The organism is Pseudoduganella sp. RAF19 (assembly GCF_052114165.1).
In the GTDB taxonomy this organism is placed as follows: domain Bacteria; phylum Pseudomonadota; class Gammaproteobacteria; order Burkholderiales; family Burkholderiaceae_D; genus Rugamonas.
Genome location: NZ_JBFREF010000007.1, coordinates 232,434 through 248,810 on the forward strand (window position 1 = coordinate 232,434; position 16,377 = coordinate 248,810).

The following is a 16,377-nucleotide window of genomic DNA, read 5'->3' on the forward strand; positions in this document are numbered from 1 at the left end:
TTATTTGTATACGTGTATACAGTTAACCCATGACACGACTTCCTCCTCCCCGGGCCCAAGGCGGGCCGACCATACTGGCTGCGCTGCGCGCATCCATCATCAGCGGCGCGCTGGCGCCGGGTGTGCTGCTGCGCCAGACTGAGTTGGCCGAAGAATTCGGCACCAGCCGCATTCCCGTGCGCGAAGCCTTGAACTCGCTGCAAGCCGAGGGACTGGTTCAGATCGAGCCCAACCGTGGCGCCTACGTCACCACGCTGACCGCCGATGAGCTGCGTGAAATCTTCGACCTGCGCGTACTGTTGGAAACCGACGCGCTGCGCCGCGCCGTGCCGCTGCACAGCGAACGCACCCTGCGCCGTGTGGAAGCGATCCAGCACGAGCTGGATGCGGAAACAGTGCCTGCGGAATGGGTGCGTCTGGACCGCGCCTTTCACGACGCGCTGTATGAGCCGAGCGGCCGTCCACGCACGCTGCAAATGATTGCCGCGCTGCGCGACAGCGTGCAGCGCTTCTATCTCGCCCACCTGGGACCGGATGCGCGCCGCCCCGGCTGGAACGACGAGCACCATGGCCTGATTGCGCAAGTACGCGCGGGCGATGTTGACGCTGCGTGCGCCACGCTGACGGAGCACCTGCGCCACACCGAAGAAATCTCACTGAAGGAGCTATAGATGTCGATTCACACTGCCGAAATCGCGTGGCACCGCCACGATGCCGCCTTTACCGACAAGCGCTACAGCCGTTTGCACAAATGGACCTTCGATGGCGGCGCTGTGGTGCCGGGATCGAGCTCGCCGCACGTGGTGCGTGTGCCGTTCAGCGAACCGTCCGCGGTCGATCCGGAGGAAGCGTATGTGGCGGCTTTATCCAGCTGCCATATGCTGTGGTTCCTCGACATTGCGGCGCGCGAAGGCTATGTCATCGACAGCTACGTGGACCAGGCCGAGGGCCTGATGGCGAAAAATGAAGAAGGGAAGGACGCGGTCACCGTTGTGTCGCTGAAACCGATGGTCGCCTTCAGCGGCGACAAAGTGCCGACCGATACGGCGCTGGAACACCTGCATCACACGGCGCACGAGAGCTGCTTCCTTGCCAGCTCCGTGCGCACGCGGATTGAGGTGCAGGGCAGCTGGACTTACTGAGGACGGCCGCGCAGTTCGCGGTCGGCATCCTTCAGCATCTTCACAGTGGTTTCCCAGTCGATGCAGCCGTCGGTCACCGAGCAGCCGTACTTCAGCTCAGACAGATTGGCCGGGATCTTCTGGTTGCCGCCAACGATGTTCGACTCGATCATCACGCCTACCAGCGACTTATTGCCGTGCACGATCTGGTTGACCACATCGGTCATCACCAGCGGCTGCAGTTCCGGCTTCTTGTAGCTGTTGGCGTGCGAGCAGTCGACCACGATGTTGGCAGGCAGCTTGGCCTTTTCCAGCGCCTGTTCCGCGATGGTCACCGACACCGAATCGTAATTCGGACGGCCATCGCCGCCGCGCAGCACCACGTGGCCGTGGCGATTGCCGCGCGTACGCACGATGGACACCGAGCCCTGGCTGTTAATGCCCAGGAAAGCGTGCGGATTCGAGGCCGACATGATCGCGTTGATCGCGATGGTGATGTCGCCGTCGGTGCCGTTCTTGAAGCCCACAGGAGTCGACAGGCCGGACGACATTTCGCGGTGGGTTTGCGATTCGGTGGTGCGGGCGCCGATGGCGGTCCAGGCGATCAGGTCACCCAGATACTGCGGTGAGATCGGGTCCAGCGCTTCGGTTGCTGTAGGCAGGCCCAGTTCGCAGACATCCAGCAGGAACTGGCGGGCGCGCTCCATGCCGACATCGACGCGGAAGGAATCGTCCATGAACGGATCGTTGATATAACCCTTCCAGCCCGTCGTAGTGCGTGGCTTCTCGAAATACACGCGCATCACCAGCAGCATGGTTTCCTTCACTTCCTCCTGCAGCGCCTTCAGGCGGCGCGCATAGTCCAGGCCCGCGACCGGGTCGTGAATGGAGCAGGGGCCGACGACGACGAACAGGCGCTTATCCTTGCGGTCCAGGATATTGCGCAGGTCCTCGCGGCCCTTGGTGACGGTGGCGGAAGCGGCATCGGTCAACGGCAGCTTCGCGTGCAGGGCCTCAGGCGTAGGCATGGACGCGAAGGAGGTGACGTTAATATTTTCAAGGTCTTGTGCAATCATGATGAGTCTGCTTCAGGCGTTATTTTCTCTTGGGGATCATGTAGTGTAGCCGAAATGCCGTAAACTGGCAGGCATGACAACTTCCACCCCATTCCCAACGGCCCATTTCATCAAAGAGATCGGCCGCGGCGCGCACGGCGCCCGTAGCATGAGCCGCGACGAGGCGCGCGAGCTGTGGACGGCCATTCTCGACGGCCGCGTATCCGACCTTGAGCTCGGTGGCATTCTGCTATCGATGAGGATCAAAGGCGAGTCGGTGGAAGAGCTGGAAGGATTTCTTGAAGCGTCCGAGGCGTCGTTCCCTGCCTTGCGTGCGCCGTCGGGAGAATATGCGCCGGTGGTCATCCCCAGCTACAACGGTGCACGCAAGCTGCCGAATCTGACGGCCCTGCTGGCGCTGCTGCTGGCGCGCGAAGGCGTGCCGGTGCTGGTGCACGGCGTGGCGCATGATGTGGGGCGGGTGGCGACGGCGGAAGTATTTGAGGCCTTGGGCGTACGCGCTGCGGCGTCACCTGCCGAGGCCGAAGTTGCGCTGGCTGATGGGCATGTGTCATTCATTACGATCGACACGCTGGCGCCGCGGCTGGCGTGGATGCTGTCGCTGCGCCGGATTCTTGGCGTGCGCAACTCGACGCACACGCTGGTAAAGATCATGCAGCCGTTCGAGGGGGCGGCTTTGCGGCTGGTGTCGTACACGCATCCTGAATATCTGGAAACGCTGGGCGAATACTTCCAGAAAGCCGCGCCGCCTGAACGTGGCGATGCCTTCCTGATGCGCGGGACGGAAGGGGAGACGGTCGCCAATGCCAACAAGGCGCAGAAGATCGACTGGTTCCACGGCGGCGAGCGGACGGTGCTGGTCGAAAAGCAGATCCTGGTCGAAACGCTGCCCGCGCTGCCTGAAGACAAAAGCGCCGCATCAACCGCCGCATGGATTGAATCGGTCCTACGCGGCGAAATTCCGGTGCCCGACTCGATCGTGCAGCAAGTCGCCCACTGCAAAGAAGTCTCCCGCCGCCTCCGCTAACACATGTGGGCCCGCTAACACCATGGGGTCAGATCCGACATTCGGACATTTTGAATTCTCCCTATGGCGAACTTAGGGAATTTCTATTCGCGTTAGCTCATTAGGCGCGTTTGATGCCATTTCTGGTGGGGCGCAGCGTGTCGGAGAGGTGGAGTTTCGCGAAATTGTCCGAATGTCGGATCTGACCCCAAGGTTCATGTTTTAGTAGAATAATGGGTTTGGGTTGGCGTGAGGGTGCGATGCAGGTGGATGTGGCGGTGATTGGCGCGGGCGCGGCGGGGATGATGTGCGCGGCGACGGCGGCGCAGCGCGGGAAGCGCGTCGTGCTGATCGACCATGCGGAGAAGCTGGCGGAGAAGATCCGTATCTCCGGCGGTGGCCGCTGTAATTTCACCAATATTAATGCGGGTCCCGCTAATTTTTTGTCGGAGAATCCGCACTTTGCCAAGAGCGCTCTGTCGCGCTTTACGCCCCATGATTTCCTGGCGCTGGTGAAGAAGTACCGCATCGCTTTCCACGAAAAACACAAAGGCCAGCTCTTCTGCGACGATTCCGCCGAACAGATCATCAATATGCTGCGCGCCGAGTGCGATAACGGTGGCGTGCAGTGGCGCATGCCGAGCAAGGTGCAGTCCGTGCAGCAAAACGCGGCGGGCTTCCATCTGCAGACCGAGCATGGCGACATCCACGCCGCAGCCGTCGTGATCGCTACCGGCGGCCTGTCCATCCCCAAGATCGGCGCCACCGATTTCGGCTACCGCGTCGCCAAGCAGTTCGGCCTCAAGCTGGTCGATCCACGCCCCGCGCTGGTCCCGCTCACCTTCGACGAGAACGAGTGGAAGCCTTTCGTCCCCCTGGCCGGCGTGTCGCTGGAAGTGGATGTGGAAACCGGCTCGCTGAAAGGCCGCAATGCCACCGGCGCGCGCTTCCGCGAGGACTTGCTATTCACGCACCGTGGCCTGTCCGGCCCCGCCATCCTGCAGATTTCGAGCTTCTGGCAGCCGAATACGCCGATTGTCATCAATCTGCTGCCGGAATTGGATCTGGCGCAGACGCTCATCGAAGGCAAGTCCACCATCAAGAAGCAGCTGGGTAATGTGCTGTCCCAATACCTGCCATCGCGACTGGCCGAGGGGCTGCTGCAGGCGCACGGTTATGCGCACGATGCGCGCATTGCCGACATGCCCGACGCCAAATTGCGCAAGCTCGGCGAACTCATCAACCGCTGGACCATCACCCCCAATGGTTCCGAAGGCTACCGCAAGGCCGAGGTCACCAGAGGTGGCGTCGACACCAAAGAACTGTCCCAGCAATCGATGATGGTGAACAAGGTTCCCGGCCTGTATTTCATCGGCGAAACGGTGGATGTAACCGGCTGGTTGGGTGGCTACAACTTCCAGTGGGCATGGGCTTCCGGGGTGGCGGCCGGGCTGGCAATCTGATATCATTCACCTCCCGGCAATGCACTTTCGCCGGATCTATTGATGTTAGCGGGGCGGAAAGATTGCCCTTTAACAGACGTGGTATTCCTCCTGGAACCCGCCTGATGGGCCGGTTTAGCGTCCATTTGCTCTTCCATTTTTGGACAAAAGCTGCTAATATCGCTGTCTTCCTTAAACCCTAACGGTTTGAATTTTTACATGACCACTATTCGCCTTAAAGAAAACGAGCCGTTCGAAGTCGCTATGCGCCGCTTCAAGCGCACTATCGAAAAAACGGGTCTGCTGACCGAACTGCGCGCTCGTGAGTTCTACGAGAAGCCAACCGCTGAGCGTAAGCGCAAGCTGGCTGCCGCTGTTAAGCGTCACTACAAGCGTATCCGCAGCCAACAGCTGCCGAAGAAGCTGTACTAATTGCTCTAGCCGGCACGTCCGCACACGGCGCCAGTTCGCCACGGATGCGCCACGTGCCCAGAGTTTCCACCCGCTCCGGTTAGGCCGCAGCGGGTTTTCCTTTTTTACCGCACACTTTTTGAGGTTGCCATGAGTTTGAAAGCACAGATCACCGAAGACATGAAAGCCGCCATGCGCGCCAAAGAGTCGGGCAAGCTGGCCACCATCCGCCTGATCCTGGCTGAGATCAAGCGCAAGGAAGTGGACGAGCAGATCGAAGTCGACGATGCCCAGACCGTGGCCATCGTGGAAAAAATGATCAAGCAGCGCAAGGATTCCATCACCCAGTTCGAAGCCGGCGGCCGCGCCGACCTGGCTGATATCGAAAAGGCTGAGCTGGTTGTTCTGACCACCTACATGCCCGCCGGCCTGTCCGACGAGGAAATCGCGGCGGAAGTGAAGGCTGCTGTGGCCGAGTCCGGCGCGGCTGCGCCTGGCGACATGGGCAAGGTAATGGCTATTCTGAAGCCAAAACTCGCGGGCCGTGCCGATATGACCGTGGTGTCCGGCCTGGTGAAAAAAGCGCTGTCCCCGGCGTAACGGCACGGCGGGACGATGTCCCGCCCTACACGAGTCGCTATCGGGCATGTATGATGCAATGCCGCCGTAGGGCGGATCATTGATCCGCCGCTGTGTTGAGTTACATCAACCCATAGCCCTGCACCGCGGTATAGTCTGATCTGCAACAAAAGACCGTCAGCCAAGTGATTCCACAATCGTTCATTTCCGACCTGCTCAACCGCGTCGATATCGTCGATGTGGTGGGCCGCTATGTGCAACTGAAGAAGGGCGGGGCCAATTATCAGGGCCTGTGCCCCTTCCACAACGAAAAATCTCCCAGCTTTACGGTGAGCCCGACCAAGCAGTTCTATCACTGCTTCGGCTGCGGCGCCCACGGGACGGCGATCGGCTTCCTGATCGAATATTCCGGCATGGGCTTTGTCGATGCCGTGAAGGACCTGGCCCAGAATGTGGGCATGGTGGTCCCCGAGCAGGACGACAAGATCCCTCCGGCCCAGCGCGCCGCCCAGCAACAGCAGTCGATGGCTTTGTCCGAGGCCATGACCAAGGCCTGCGATTTCTACCGCGCCGAGCTGCGCAAGGCGCCCAACGCCATCCATTATCTGAAGGGCCGCGGCCTGACGGGGGAAGTGGCGGCCAAATTCGGCCTCGGCTATGCGCCGAATGGCTGGGATGGCTTGAAAGCCGTGTTTCCCGACTATGACTCCGCCACCCTGGTGGAAGCGGGTCTGATCATCCAGCAAGTGGATGAGGATGGCCGCAAAACCAAGCGCTATGACCGCTTCCGCGAGCGAGTGATGTTCCCGATCCGCAATACCAAGGGGCAGGTGATCGCCTTTGGTGGTCGCATCATGGAGCATGGTGAGCCAAAATACCTGAACTCCCCTGAAACGCCGCTATTTTCGAAGGGTTCGGAGCTGTACGGCCTGTTCGAAGCGCGCCAGGCGATCCGCGATGCGGGTTATGTGCTGGTGACCGAAGGCTATATGGACGTGGTGGCGCTGGCCCAGATGGGCTTCCCGCAAGCCGTGGCGACGCTCGGTACGGCCTGTACCACCACGCACGTGCAGAAACTGTTGCGCCAAACAGACAACGTGATCTTCAGTTTTGACGGCGACAAGGCCGGCCGCCGCGCTGCCCGGCGCGCGCTGGAAGCCTGTCTGCCCCATGTGTCGGACGACAAGACCATCAAATTCCTGTTCCTGCCGGCCGAGCACGACCCGGACAGCTATATCCGCGAATACGGTGCGCCGGCGTTCGAACAGCAGGTGCAGGAAGCGATGCCGCTGTCCCAGTTCCTGCTGCGCGAGGCGCAGGGCGAACACGACCTGAGCTCGCCGGAAGGCCGCGCCCGCGTGCAGTTTGACGCCAAACCCATGCTCCAGGCCATGCCGCCTACCTCGCTGCGTCTTCAGATCGTGCGCGGCCTGGCCACCATGACCCAGAGCACGCCGGGCGAGGTGGAAGGTCTGTTCGAGCTGGCCAAGCCGGTCGCGACGGCCAAGATCGCGCCGCCCAAGAGCCGCCGCGAGCAACCGGTAGGACTGGAATTGAAGCTGATCCGCGTCCTGATCTGCCACCCCTCACTGGCACTGATATTGGACGGCGACGCCCTCACCGCATTCAACCAGTTTGGCGCCGAGGCGGCCGAGCGGCTGGTACAGTTGGTTCAGCTGGCGCAATCGCTGGGTGAGCAGGGCACATTTGCCGTCCTGGCCCAGCAACTGAAGGAGTTGGGGCCGGATTACGACGGCATCATCGGCGAGATTGCGGCCGCCCATGAGCCTGAGCTGGAAGGCGAGCGCATCTGGCTATCGGCCACTGTGCGCCAATTGAAAGGTGATGCGTTAAAGAAGGAATTGGATCAGCTGTTTTCGACGGGTTTGTCTTCTGAGCAAATTGGTGTACGCTACCGCGAAATTACTGCCAAGCAAGATCAACTGCGGCGTGAAGCGGAGGCGGAATTAGCTGGGCGCTGACTCTTCGATTGCCCGCGCGCAAGGAACCCTGCCCGTCTGGTAATTGGAAAGTGCCGTGCTATAATAAAATGCTAAATATTGCAATATTTAGCGGTGCGATTTTTTTGTTTGTTTTCAGTAGGTTAGGCCCCATATGGGGCAGTAGTAGAGTTGCAGTGCCGGACCTGGTTGTCGGCAGGTTCGTGAACCTATCTAAACCGTTAAGCAAGTCGTTGTGAAATCGAAAGCGCCTGTGCCAACTAAGAAACCTGAAATCAAAGCGGCTGAAAAGCCCCGCAAAGTGACCGCCAAAGCCGCCAAAACGGCCGATAAACCGGAAACCCGCGTCAGCAAGGCGCCACCGGCGGTTAGTCAGACAACGGATGCGGCGGCATTGGCCGCGATCGACACCTCCGGCTACGTTTTGCCGACCGTGAAGGTGCCGGGGCGCCGTGGCCGCAAGCCAAAAGAATTTCAGCCGGAGAACGATGAAGTGGCGGCACTGAATGCCGTCGAGCGCGCTGAGCTCAAAGCCGTGGACAAGGCGAAAGCCAAGGACCGCAAGGCCAAGGAAAAAGCGCTGCTGAAAGACGCCTTCTCGTCCGACACCGAGGCTACCGAGGAAGAGCTCGAGCGCCGCCGGCAAAAACTGAAGACCCTGATCAAGTTCGGTAAGGAGCGTGGCTTCCTGACGTACGCCGAGATCAACGACCATCTGCCTGAGAACATCGTCGATCCGGAAGCGATCGAGGGCATTATCGGCACGTTCAACGATATGGGCATCGCCGTGTACGAACACGCGCCGGATGCCGAGACGCTGCTGCTGTCCGATAATGTCGCCACCGTGACCAGCGACGATGAAGCGGAAGCGGCCGCTGAAGCCGCGCTGTCCACCGTTGATTCCGATTTCGGCCGTACCACCGACCCTGTGCGTATGTATATGCGCGAGATGGGCTCGGTCGAACTGCTGACCCGCGAAGGCGAGATCGAAATCGCCAAGCGTATCGAAGACGGCCTGAAGGACATGATCCAGGCCATCTCCGCCTGCCCGGTGACGATTGCCGAGATCATTGCCACCTCCGACCGCATCCGCATGGACGAGATCAAGATCGACGAAATCGTCGACGGTCTGGTCGATGAGGAAGAGGACGGCACCCAGCAGGTCGCCGCCTCCGACGAGGAAGAGGAAGAGGACGACGAGGAAGAGGACGAAGAAGAGGAAGAGGAAGAGGGCGCCAGCCCAAGTGCCGCCGCCGGCTATTCCGCCGAGCAGCTGGAAGCGCTGAAGAACGCCTCCCTCGAAAAGTTCGACAATATTGCCAACCAGTTCGACCGCATGCGCAAGGCGTTCGAGAAGGATGGCTATAACTCCAAGGCTTACGTCAAGGCGCAGGAATCCATTTCCGGCGAACTGCTGGGCATCCGCTTCACCGCCAAAGTGGTGGAGAAGCTGTGCGACACCCTGCGTGGCCAGGTCGATGAAGTGCGTCACATCGAGAAGCAGATTCTGGATGTGGCCGTGAACAAGTGCGGCATGCCGCGCGCCCACTTCATCAAGGTCTTCCCGGGCAACGAAACCAATCTGGAATGGGTGGACGGTGAAGTCGCCGCAGGTCACGCTTACAGCGCGATCCTGGGCCGCAACATCCCGACCATCAAGGAACTGCAGCAGCGCCTGATCGACCTGCAAGCGCGCGTCGTGCTGCCGCTGCCGGACCTGCGCAACATCAACCGCCAGATGGCGGCCGGTGAAATGAAAGCGCGCAAGGCCAAGCGCGAAATGACCGAGGCCAACCTGCGTCTGGTGATCTCGATCGCGAAGAAGTACACCAACCGCGGCCTGCAATTCCTCGACCTGATCCAGGAAGGCAATATCGGTTTGATGAAGGCGGTGGATAAGTTCGAATACCGCCGCGGCTACAAGTTCTCGACCTATGCAACGTGGTGGATTCGCCAGGCGATCACCCGTTCCATCGCCGACCAGGCGCGCACCATCCGTATTCCGGTGCACATGATCGAGACCATCAACAAGATGAACCGCATCTCGCGCCAGATCCTGCAGGAAACCGGTGCCGAGCCTGATCCGGCAACTCTGGCGATCAAGATGGAAATGCCAGAGGATAAGATCCGCAAGATCATGAAGATCGCGAAGGAGCCGATCTCGATGGAAACGCCGATCGGCGACGACGACGATTCTCATCTGGGCGACTTCATCGAGGACAACAACACACTGGCGCCGTCCGACGCGGCCCTGCATGCCTCGATGCGCGGTGTGGTCAAGGATGTGCTGGATTCGCTGACGCCACGCGAAGCCAAGGTGCTGCGCATGCGCTTCGGTATCGAGATGTCCACCGACCATACGCTGGAAGAGGTCGGCAAACAGTTCGACGTCACCCGCGAGCGTATCCGCCAGATCGAAGCCAAGGCCCTGCGCAAGCTGCGCCATCCTTCCCGCTCCGACAAGCTGAAGAGCTTCCTCGAAGGTAACTAAAACTTGACGGATAGGGCCCCCGGCCCTATCCTGCCGGGTTCTCAGGGCCTCTAGCTCACGCTTGGTTAGAGCAGCGGACTCATAATCCGTTGGTACCCGGTTCGACTCCGGGGAGGCCTACCAATTCGCTCAATGCCGTAAAAAAGCCCTGACGGGAAATCGTCAGGGCTTTTTTTTGCGGCTTGCGTTGCGAGTTCAGACCGCGCGGCGGCGGAGGCAAAGTGCGCCTAGTCCAAGCGCGACAAGCAGGACCGAGCTCGGTTCGGGTACTGCTGCGGCCGCTGAGAATTCTGCGTCAAGGGAATTGAGTGTCAGGTTCCGGTCGGGGAAGGGGGCGAAGGTGTCCAGAACCAGTCCAAATCGCAAGACGTCGGCGCTGCCTAACATGGCCAGGGCGATTGCATAAGTGGTGAAGGGGCTGCCGCCACCGAATTCGGATGTGTCGTAGCGGCCGGCGTCGTTATTGCCGATAACATTAAATCCGCTGTAGGCGTTCAGCTCGGCGTCCGTATTGACGAAATTCGGCGAGTCGCCCAGATAGATCGAAATCGACCCGTCCGCAAAGGTATCGTGATTGGTATCCAGTTGAATTCTCAGTCGCGGCGCACCGCCGCCGGCACCGCCGGCATTGCTGACGAAGTTGGCGCTGAAGCTGGTGAGGTCTGAGAAAGTGAATGCCTGGTTCGGATAAAACAGGACATAGCTGAAGGTGCTGGCAGTAGCGGTCAGTGTATATGGCGGCGTGCTACCCAGCGGCGTTGCCTGATTGCCGTCCGAACCATCGCCGGTAGCGTAGGTTCCTGTGACCGGACCCGCATAGGCACTCGTAGCGACCAACAACACCATACCCGCAAGAAGTTTCGACAGAACACTGAAGCCGAATTTGGAATTGAACATAGTCCCCTCTTATGGTTAACATCGAAGATTGGGGTCGCACCTGGTTGATGTGATTCGGTTACGCTAAGGAGCAACCGCCGTTTCGCGACTCGCAATATGCATGCCATGCGAGCATTGTTCACTTAAATATTATTTAAATTCAATATATTAGCGAGCAATGAAAAATTTCTTGTGCGAGCAATGTGAATTATGCGTAAAGTTTTCCGACACAAGTTTTGACATGTTTTCGATCCAACCACGGGAGATGAGATGGCCAGCAGCTGCGAACACTTTTCTGAGATCCATACTTACAGCGGCAATACGGTCGGCTGCGAAGAGTGCCTGAAGACAGGCGACAAATGGGTGCACCTGCGCCTTTGCCTGACCTGCGGACACGTGGGCTGTTGCGATGCTTCTGTGAACAAGCACGCGACCAAGCATTTCCACGAAACGCAGCATCCGCTGATCAAGTCTGCGGAGCCTGGGGAAACGTGGGGCTGGTGCTATATCGACCGGAAGATGTTCCCGGCCATTTGACCCTTCCTTCGCGCCTGCTTGAGGCGCGTCAACATGGTTGTGCACACACACTCTTACACTCCAGGGATATTCGTTTGACGGAATAGTCCTTGGAGGGAATAATGGCCAGTGAATGGGACGTCGAATATACGGACGAATTCGGCGTTTGGTGGGCATCTCTCGCTGAAGACGAACAGCAGTCCGTTGATGTATCGGTGCGCCTGCTTGAGCAGTATGGTCCCGGCTTGGCTTTTCCCCATAGCTCCGGGGTACACGGTTCAAGGCACCCACACATGCGGGAACTGCGAGTCCAACATCGTGGCCGGCCATATCGCGTGCTATATGCGTTCGATCCTTTGCGTCACGCCATCCTTCTGCTTGGCGGTGAAAAAACTGGCAGTAGCCGTTGGTATCTAGTGCATGTTCCTATTGCTGACCGGCTGTACGACGAGCATCTCGAGATTCTGAGAAAGGAAGGGCAGGTCGATGGCAAAGAAATTTAGCGAACTTCGGGCAGCGATGTCACCTGAGTCGAGGACGCGCGCAGCAGCGCGAGCCGAGGCGCTGCTGGTGGAAATGAAGCTTCAGGAACTGCGCAAATCAAGAAGCGTCACGCAAGTTGAAGTGGCGAAAGCGATGAGTGTCGAGCAAGCCGCTGTGTCCAAGCTTGAGCGGCGAGAGGACATGTACATCAGCACTCTTCGCGACTATGTCAGGGCACTAGGCGGAGAGCTGAAGCTGGTTGCTTCGTTCCCTGACGCCGATATCCAGGTTCGATCCTTTGAGGAAAAGACCTAGCGTTTGTGCAGCAGGTCTTTGCGGAACCAATCGTCCAGCATCTGCTTTTCGTAGCCGTAGAGGTCCCGGTCGTACATATTGATGCTCTGCTGGTAGGCGGGGTTTTGAATTTTCTTCTCACCGCTCTCGATCACCTTGCCGTCTTGCTCGACGCTGTAGCGGAAGTGCATGCGCGGCCAGTCGGCCTGGCCTTTCATGACGCGAATGTCGCGCACGGCGACGCGCGGGAATTCTTCGCCGGCGAGGTCGATGTCGAGGAACTCGATGTTCAGCACCTGGCCCGCTGGCAGCTGCTCGGACAGCTTGTTGAGGTGTTCGTTGAAGACGTACTTCATATTTTCGAGATCACTGTGATGGCGCGGGACGTCGCTCATCTTGTCGGTGTCGATATAGGTGACTTTGGCCGTGGCAAAAGCACTGGCCGAGGCAATCGCGAGCGCGGCGGCGCAGGCGGCCTTCAAAATGCGGGTATTCATGGCAGTCTCTTCGTGAAATTGCAGCAGTTTTTCACTTTGACTATACGCTCATTCCTCTAACGCCATGTAACAAGTGATGTACATGTATGACTGTTTATTACGGCCCGGCGCTGGCCTAGCATGTCCTTACCTTATCAAGGAGATCGACATGAACAAATTCCTGCTGGCCGCAACGCTGACCTTCGCCGGCGCCTCCACCGCCCATGCTGCCGATTCGCTGCCGCTCAACCAGTTCGGCTCGGTCCTGAGCGAGGACATGAAATGGCAGACTTTCCCGGCATTTCCGCCGGAAGCCCGGCTGTCCGTGGTGGCGGGCAACCCTGCTGAGGCGGCGCCATATGTGGTGCGGGTGAAGCTGCCTGCAGGCGTGAAGCTGATGCCGCATACCCATCCGGAGGATCGCATTTATACGGTGATTTCCGGCGTGTTCTATATCGGCATCGGCACCACCTTCGATCCCGCCAAGCTGCTGGCCTATCCGCCCGGCGCGGTGGTGATTCTGCCCAAGAACACGCCGCATTTCCACTGGGCGCGCGCTGGCGACTACATGACCCAGGTGTCCGGCATCGGCCCGCTCGGCATCAAATACATCCACGACGAGGACGATCCGCGCAATCATTGAGTGCGTGCCTGTCATAAACGCTACAAACCATTACAATTTATGTTTCCCTTAATAAGAACATAAATTTAATGCAGTTATTCCGGCTCCTTTTTAGCGCATTCCTCCTATCGTTGGCAGGACAGGCTGCGGCCATTCAGTTCAGTCCGATCAGCCTGCACCACACCAGCTGGACTGCAAAGGACGGGGCGCCGCCGTCGATCATCGCGATTGCGCAGACGCCGGATCGCTGGATGTGGCTGGCGTCGCAGAACGGGATCTATCGCTTCGACGGCGTACGCTTCGAGCGTTTCCACCCACCGGGCGGACAGCAGCTGGGCAATGATATCTGGGGCATGCGTGTGCTGAGCAATGGCGCGCTGTGGATCGGCTACCGCTCCGGCGGCGTGAGCGTGTGGCACAAGGGCGTGCTGCACAATTACGGAGTAGCAGATGGCTTCCCCGTGGCCAGCGTGCTCGATTTCGCCGAGGACTGGCGCGGCCGCATATGGGCCTCCACTTCGCTGGGCTTCCGCGTATTTGACGGCAAGCGCTGGGAGAAAATGGATCAAAGCCGCTCCGGTAAAACCGGCCAATGCTTCCTGCAGACCGATCCGGATAAAACCATCTGGGCGCGCTGCGATCCGGGCGTCTTCAAGCTGGCTAAAGGAGACGAATCGTTTGGCGAGAAGTATGAGAACCTGGGCTTTGGACGCCTGTCGCTCGCAAGGGATGGCACAGTCTGGGCCACCGGCGGCAAGCCGGGCGAACTGATTCCCCTGATCGGACCTGGCAAGGACCGTCCGCTGCCTGACTGGCCGCGTCCACGCGAAAGCGGCGGCACCATGCTGTTCGAACGCGATGGCCAGCACGCATGGCTGACGCGCGCCGATGGCGTCATGCGCATTGGCCCCGGTGAAGACCCCAAGCCATTCGGCATTCCCAACGGCATGAGCGGCAATATGCCGAACTGCCTGTATCAGGACGTGGAAGGCAATATCTGGGTCGGTACGGAGAACGGGCTGGATCGCTTCCGCGTTCCCGTCTTGTCCGGCGTCGCCATGCCGCCGATTTATTGGGACGCGCCGGCCATTGCTGCCGGCGACAACGGCGCCTTATGGGTGGACGGCAATGAGGTCAAGACACCGAGCTATCAGACGATCGCCGCTCTGCCGCCGCAAAATGAAAATACCGCCGTCAGCGTGATCCACAAAAACGGCCGCGATGTCTGGACCGGCGGCCGCGATGGACTCTGGCATTACAGGGACGGCAAACGCGAACACATTGCCTTGCCCGACTACGCGACCACGATGCAGTTCCATTCCATCGCGCAGGACAAGGACGGTGGCTTGTGGGTCGCTGCACGCGACGCAGGTGTGATCAGGCTGAAAGACGGCGAGTGGCAGCGCGGCGGCGGCTACAAAGACCTGAAACGCCGTGCCGACTGGATCATGCAGGACCACGCCGGACGTATCTGGTTTGGCTATATGGACAACAGCATTCGCGTGCTGGAAGACGGCAAGGTCAGAATCTACGACGTCAAGGATGGTCTGCACGTCGGCACCGCTGAACAGATCGTGGAAAGTGGCGATGGCGTCTGGATCGGTGGCCTGAACGGCTTATTCCATTTTGACGGCAAGAAGTTCGTGCAGGTCATCGGGCAGGGGGACGATGCGCTGCTTGGCTTGTCCGGCATTGTGGACTATGGCGGAGCGCTGTGGCTGAATGGCTCCGCTGGCGTCACCATTGTCAGCAAGCGCGAGCTGGAAAAGGCCCTGGCTGATCCGCGCTATCGTTTCAGCTTCCGCCGGCTCGATCACAAGGACGGCCTGAGCGGCGTGGCGACGACTGCTTTCCCGTTACCGTCAGCCGTTGCAGGCACAGATGGCAAGCTGTGGTTCTCCACCACCGCAGGCCTGTTCTGGCTTGATACGAAAGCGGAAATGCGGAACAAGACTCCGCCGCCGGTCTATGTGCGCGGCGCGAATGTGGACGGTGTCGCGTTTCCGATGTCTGATCAGGGCAGCAATCAATTGCCCGCAAATCCGGGACGCGTGCAGATCGACTACACGGCGCTGAGCTACACCATGCCGGAACGCATGCAGTTCCAGTATCTGCTGGAAGGCGTGGATCGCGGCTGGCAGCAAGGCGGCGTCACGCGTACCGCAACCTACACTGACCTTGGTCCGGGCGATTACCGCTTCCGCGTGCGGGCATCCAATAACGACGGCGTCTGGAGCGAGTCCGACGCGGTGATGGCCTTCACCGTGCAGCCGGCGTTTTATCAGACCATCTGGTTCCGCGTACTGTGCGCCGGCTTGCTGGCGCTGGGCCTGTGGGCAATCTATAAGCTGCGTGTTGCCCAGGTTTCGCGCGCGGTAGCGGGGCGCATCGAAGCGCGCATGGAGGAGCGGGAACGCATCGCGCGCGACCTGCATGACACGCTGCTGCAAACAGTGCAGGCATCGCTGCTGCAGATGCAGACGGCCACCTATCGATTGCCGTCCGACTCGCAGGCGCGCCATGACATCGAGCGCTCGCTGGATCTCGCCCAGTCGGCGCTGGAGGAGGGCCGCGACAAGGTCCACGATCTGCGGGCTGCACCCGGTACCGATCTGGCGGACGACGTTTGCCGAACGATTCAGGCCGAACATCCAACGCTGGCGCTGGCCTGCAAGTCGGACGGCGACGCGACCCTGATTACGCCCTGCGTATATGACGAATTGCGCGCCATCTCGCTGGAAGCCGTGCGTAACGCCGCCCGTCACGCACAGGCTTCGCGTATTAGCTACGAAGTCAGCTATGGCAGGGACATGCTCACGCTGACAGTGCGTGACGATGGCCGCGGCCTGCCGGACGTCGTGCAGTCCGCAGGCCAGGCGGCGGGACGCTGGGGCCTGGTTGGCATGCGCGAGCGCGCCAAGCGGCTTGGCGGACAAATCATGCTGGTCAGCGACGCCGGCAAAGGCACCGTCGTGACGGTCGAGGTGCCCGGCAAGTGCGCCTATCGTCCGCTGGCGGCCTAA

General features: G+C 59.9%; 16 protein-coding genes and 1 tRNA gene. 14 read left to right on the forward strand and 3 right to left on the reverse strand.

All coding sequences use genetic code 11. The features are described from left to right. Nucleotides 1-29 precede the first annotated feature (29 nt). Both AB4Z19_RS20310 and AB4Z19_RS20315 read left to right on the forward strand, forming a co-directional pair. A complete protein-coding gene (locus AB4Z19_RS20310; protein WP_442026951.1) occupies nucleotides 30-671 on the forward strand; it encodes a GntR family transcriptional regulator in 642 nt (213 codons plus the stop codon). Continuing rightward, nucleotides 672-1,142 (forward strand): OsmC family protein, encoded by a 471-nt coding sequence (locus AB4Z19_RS20315; protein WP_442026950.1) that lies wholly within the window; start codon nucleotides 672-674, stop codon nucleotides 1,140-1,142. On the opposite strand, the gene AB4Z19_RS20320 is transcribed toward AB4Z19_RS20315, so the two are convergent. After that, nucleotides 1,136-2,197: a 3-deoxy-7-phosphoheptulonate synthase gene (locus AB4Z19_RS20320; RefSeq protein ID WP_442026949.1), complete on the reverse strand. Its 1,062-nt coding sequence runs from the start codon at nucleotides 2,195-2,197 to the stop codon at nucleotides 1,136-1,138. The two genes, AB4Z19_RS20315 and AB4Z19_RS20320, sit on opposite strands and share 7 nt — an antisense overlap. 73 nt (nucleotides 2,198-2,270) lie before the next feature. Here AB4Z19_RS20320 and ybiB point away from each other — a divergent pair, with 73 nt between their 5' ends. The 7 genes from ybiB to AB4Z19_RS20355 all read left to right on the forward strand — a co-directional run bounded on the left by ybiB (nucleotide 2,271) and on the right by AB4Z19_RS20355 (nucleotide 10,210). Continuing rightward, the gene (ybiB, locus tag AB4Z19_RS20325; RefSeq protein ID WP_442026948.1) at nucleotides 2,271-3,224 is read left to right on the forward strand and encodes a DNA-binding protein YbiB; all 954 of its coding nucleotides are present in this window, start codon (nucleotides 2,271-2,273) and stop codon (nucleotides 3,222-3,224) included. Between the two features lie 239 nt (nucleotides 3,225-3,463). Further along, a complete protein-coding gene (locus AB4Z19_RS20330; protein WP_442035902.1) occupies nucleotides 3,464-4,666 on the forward strand; it encodes an NAD(P)/FAD-dependent oxidoreductase in 1,203 nt (400 codons plus the stop codon). 198 nt (nucleotides 4,667-4,864) lie between these two features. Then, a complete protein-coding gene (rpsU, locus tag AB4Z19_RS20335) occupies nucleotides 4,865-5,077 on the forward strand; it encodes a 30S ribosomal protein S21 (protein ID WP_005665410.1) in 213 nt (70 codons plus the stop codon). 129 nt (nucleotides 5,078-5,206) lie between these two features. Beyond that, nucleotides 5,207-5,656 (forward strand): GatB/YqeY domain-containing protein, encoded by a 450-nt coding sequence (locus AB4Z19_RS20340; protein ID WP_442029332.1) that lies wholly within the window; start codon nucleotides 5,207-5,209, stop codon nucleotides 5,654-5,656. A gap of 164 nt (nucleotides 5,657-5,820) precedes the next feature. Further along, the gene (gene dnaG, locus AB4Z19_RS20345; protein WP_442035869.1) at nucleotides 5,821-7,617 is read left to right on the forward strand and encodes a DNA primase; all 1,797 of its coding nucleotides are present in this window, start codon (nucleotides 5,821-5,823) and stop codon (nucleotides 7,615-7,617) included. 232 nt (nucleotides 7,618-7,849) lie between these two features. Next, nucleotides 7,850-10,087 carry an RNA polymerase sigma factor RpoD gene (gene rpoD, locus AB4Z19_RS20350; RefSeq protein ID WP_442035870.1) on the forward strand — a complete coding sequence of 746 codons (2,238 nt, stop codon included), beginning with the start codon at nucleotides 7,850-7,852 and terminating at the stop codon, nucleotides 10,085-10,087. A gap of 44 nt (nucleotides 10,088-10,131) precedes the next feature. Further along, nucleotides 10,132-10,210 (forward strand) — tRNA-Ile (locus tag AB4Z19_RS20355). A gap of 72 nt (nucleotides 10,211-10,282) precedes the next feature. Here the strand turns inward: AB4Z19_RS20355 and AB4Z19_RS20360 are convergent. Continuing rightward, entirely contained in the window at nucleotides 10,283-10,984 is a 702-nt protein-coding gene (locus AB4Z19_RS20360; RefSeq protein WP_442025973.1) for a PEP-CTERM sorting domain-containing protein, read from the reverse strand. Between the two features lie 249 nt (nucleotides 10,985-11,233). On the opposite strand from AB4Z19_RS20360, the gene AB4Z19_RS20365 reads away from it, so the two are divergent. The 3 genes from AB4Z19_RS20365 (at nucleotide 11,234) to AB4Z19_RS20375 (ending at nucleotide 12,277) form a co-directional block, all read left to right on the forward strand. Beyond that, the gene (locus AB4Z19_RS20365; protein WP_442035871.1) at nucleotides 11,234-11,500 is read left to right on the forward strand and encodes a UBP-type zinc finger domain-containing protein; all 267 of its coding nucleotides are present in this window, start codon (nucleotides 11,234-11,236) and stop codon (nucleotides 11,498-11,500) included. Between the two features lie 101 nt (nucleotides 11,501-11,601). Beyond that, nucleotides 11,602-11,982 carry a type II toxin-antitoxin system RelE/ParE family toxin gene (locus AB4Z19_RS20370; RefSeq protein WP_442035872.1) on the forward strand — a complete coding sequence of 127 codons (381 nt, stop codon included), beginning with the start codon at nucleotides 11,602-11,604 and terminating at the stop codon, nucleotides 11,980-11,982. Beyond that, nucleotides 11,966-12,277 carry a helix-turn-helix domain-containing protein gene (locus AB4Z19_RS20375; protein ID WP_442025976.1) on the forward strand — a complete coding sequence of 104 codons (312 nt, stop codon included), beginning with the start codon at nucleotides 11,966-11,968 and terminating at the stop codon, nucleotides 12,275-12,277. Before AB4Z19_RS20370 ends, AB4Z19_RS20375 begins: the two co-directional genes overlap by 17 nt. On the opposite strand, the gene AB4Z19_RS20380 is transcribed toward AB4Z19_RS20375, so the two are convergent. Continuing rightward, entirely contained in the window at nucleotides 12,274-12,753 is a 480-nt protein-coding gene (locus AB4Z19_RS20380) for a DUF3016 domain-containing protein (RefSeq protein ID WP_442035873.1), read from the reverse strand. The genes AB4Z19_RS20375 and AB4Z19_RS20380 overlap by 4 nt on opposite strands. 148 nt (nucleotides 12,754-12,901) lie before the next feature. Here AB4Z19_RS20380 and AB4Z19_RS20385 point away from each other — a divergent pair, with 148 nt between their 5' ends. Together AB4Z19_RS20385 and AB4Z19_RS20390 are read left to right on the forward strand one after the other, a co-directional pair. Further along, nucleotides 12,902-13,375, forward strand: coding sequence for a cupin domain-containing protein (locus AB4Z19_RS20385; RefSeq protein ID WP_442025978.1), 474 nt, complete (start codon nucleotides 12,902-12,904; stop codon nucleotides 13,373-13,375). A 110-nt stretch (nucleotides 13,376-13,485) separates the two neighbouring features. Then, nucleotides 13,486-16,377 (forward strand): sensor histidine kinase, encoded by a 2,892-nt coding sequence (locus AB4Z19_RS20390; protein ID WP_442035874.1) that lies wholly within the window; start codon nucleotides 13,486-13,488, stop codon nucleotides 16,375-16,377.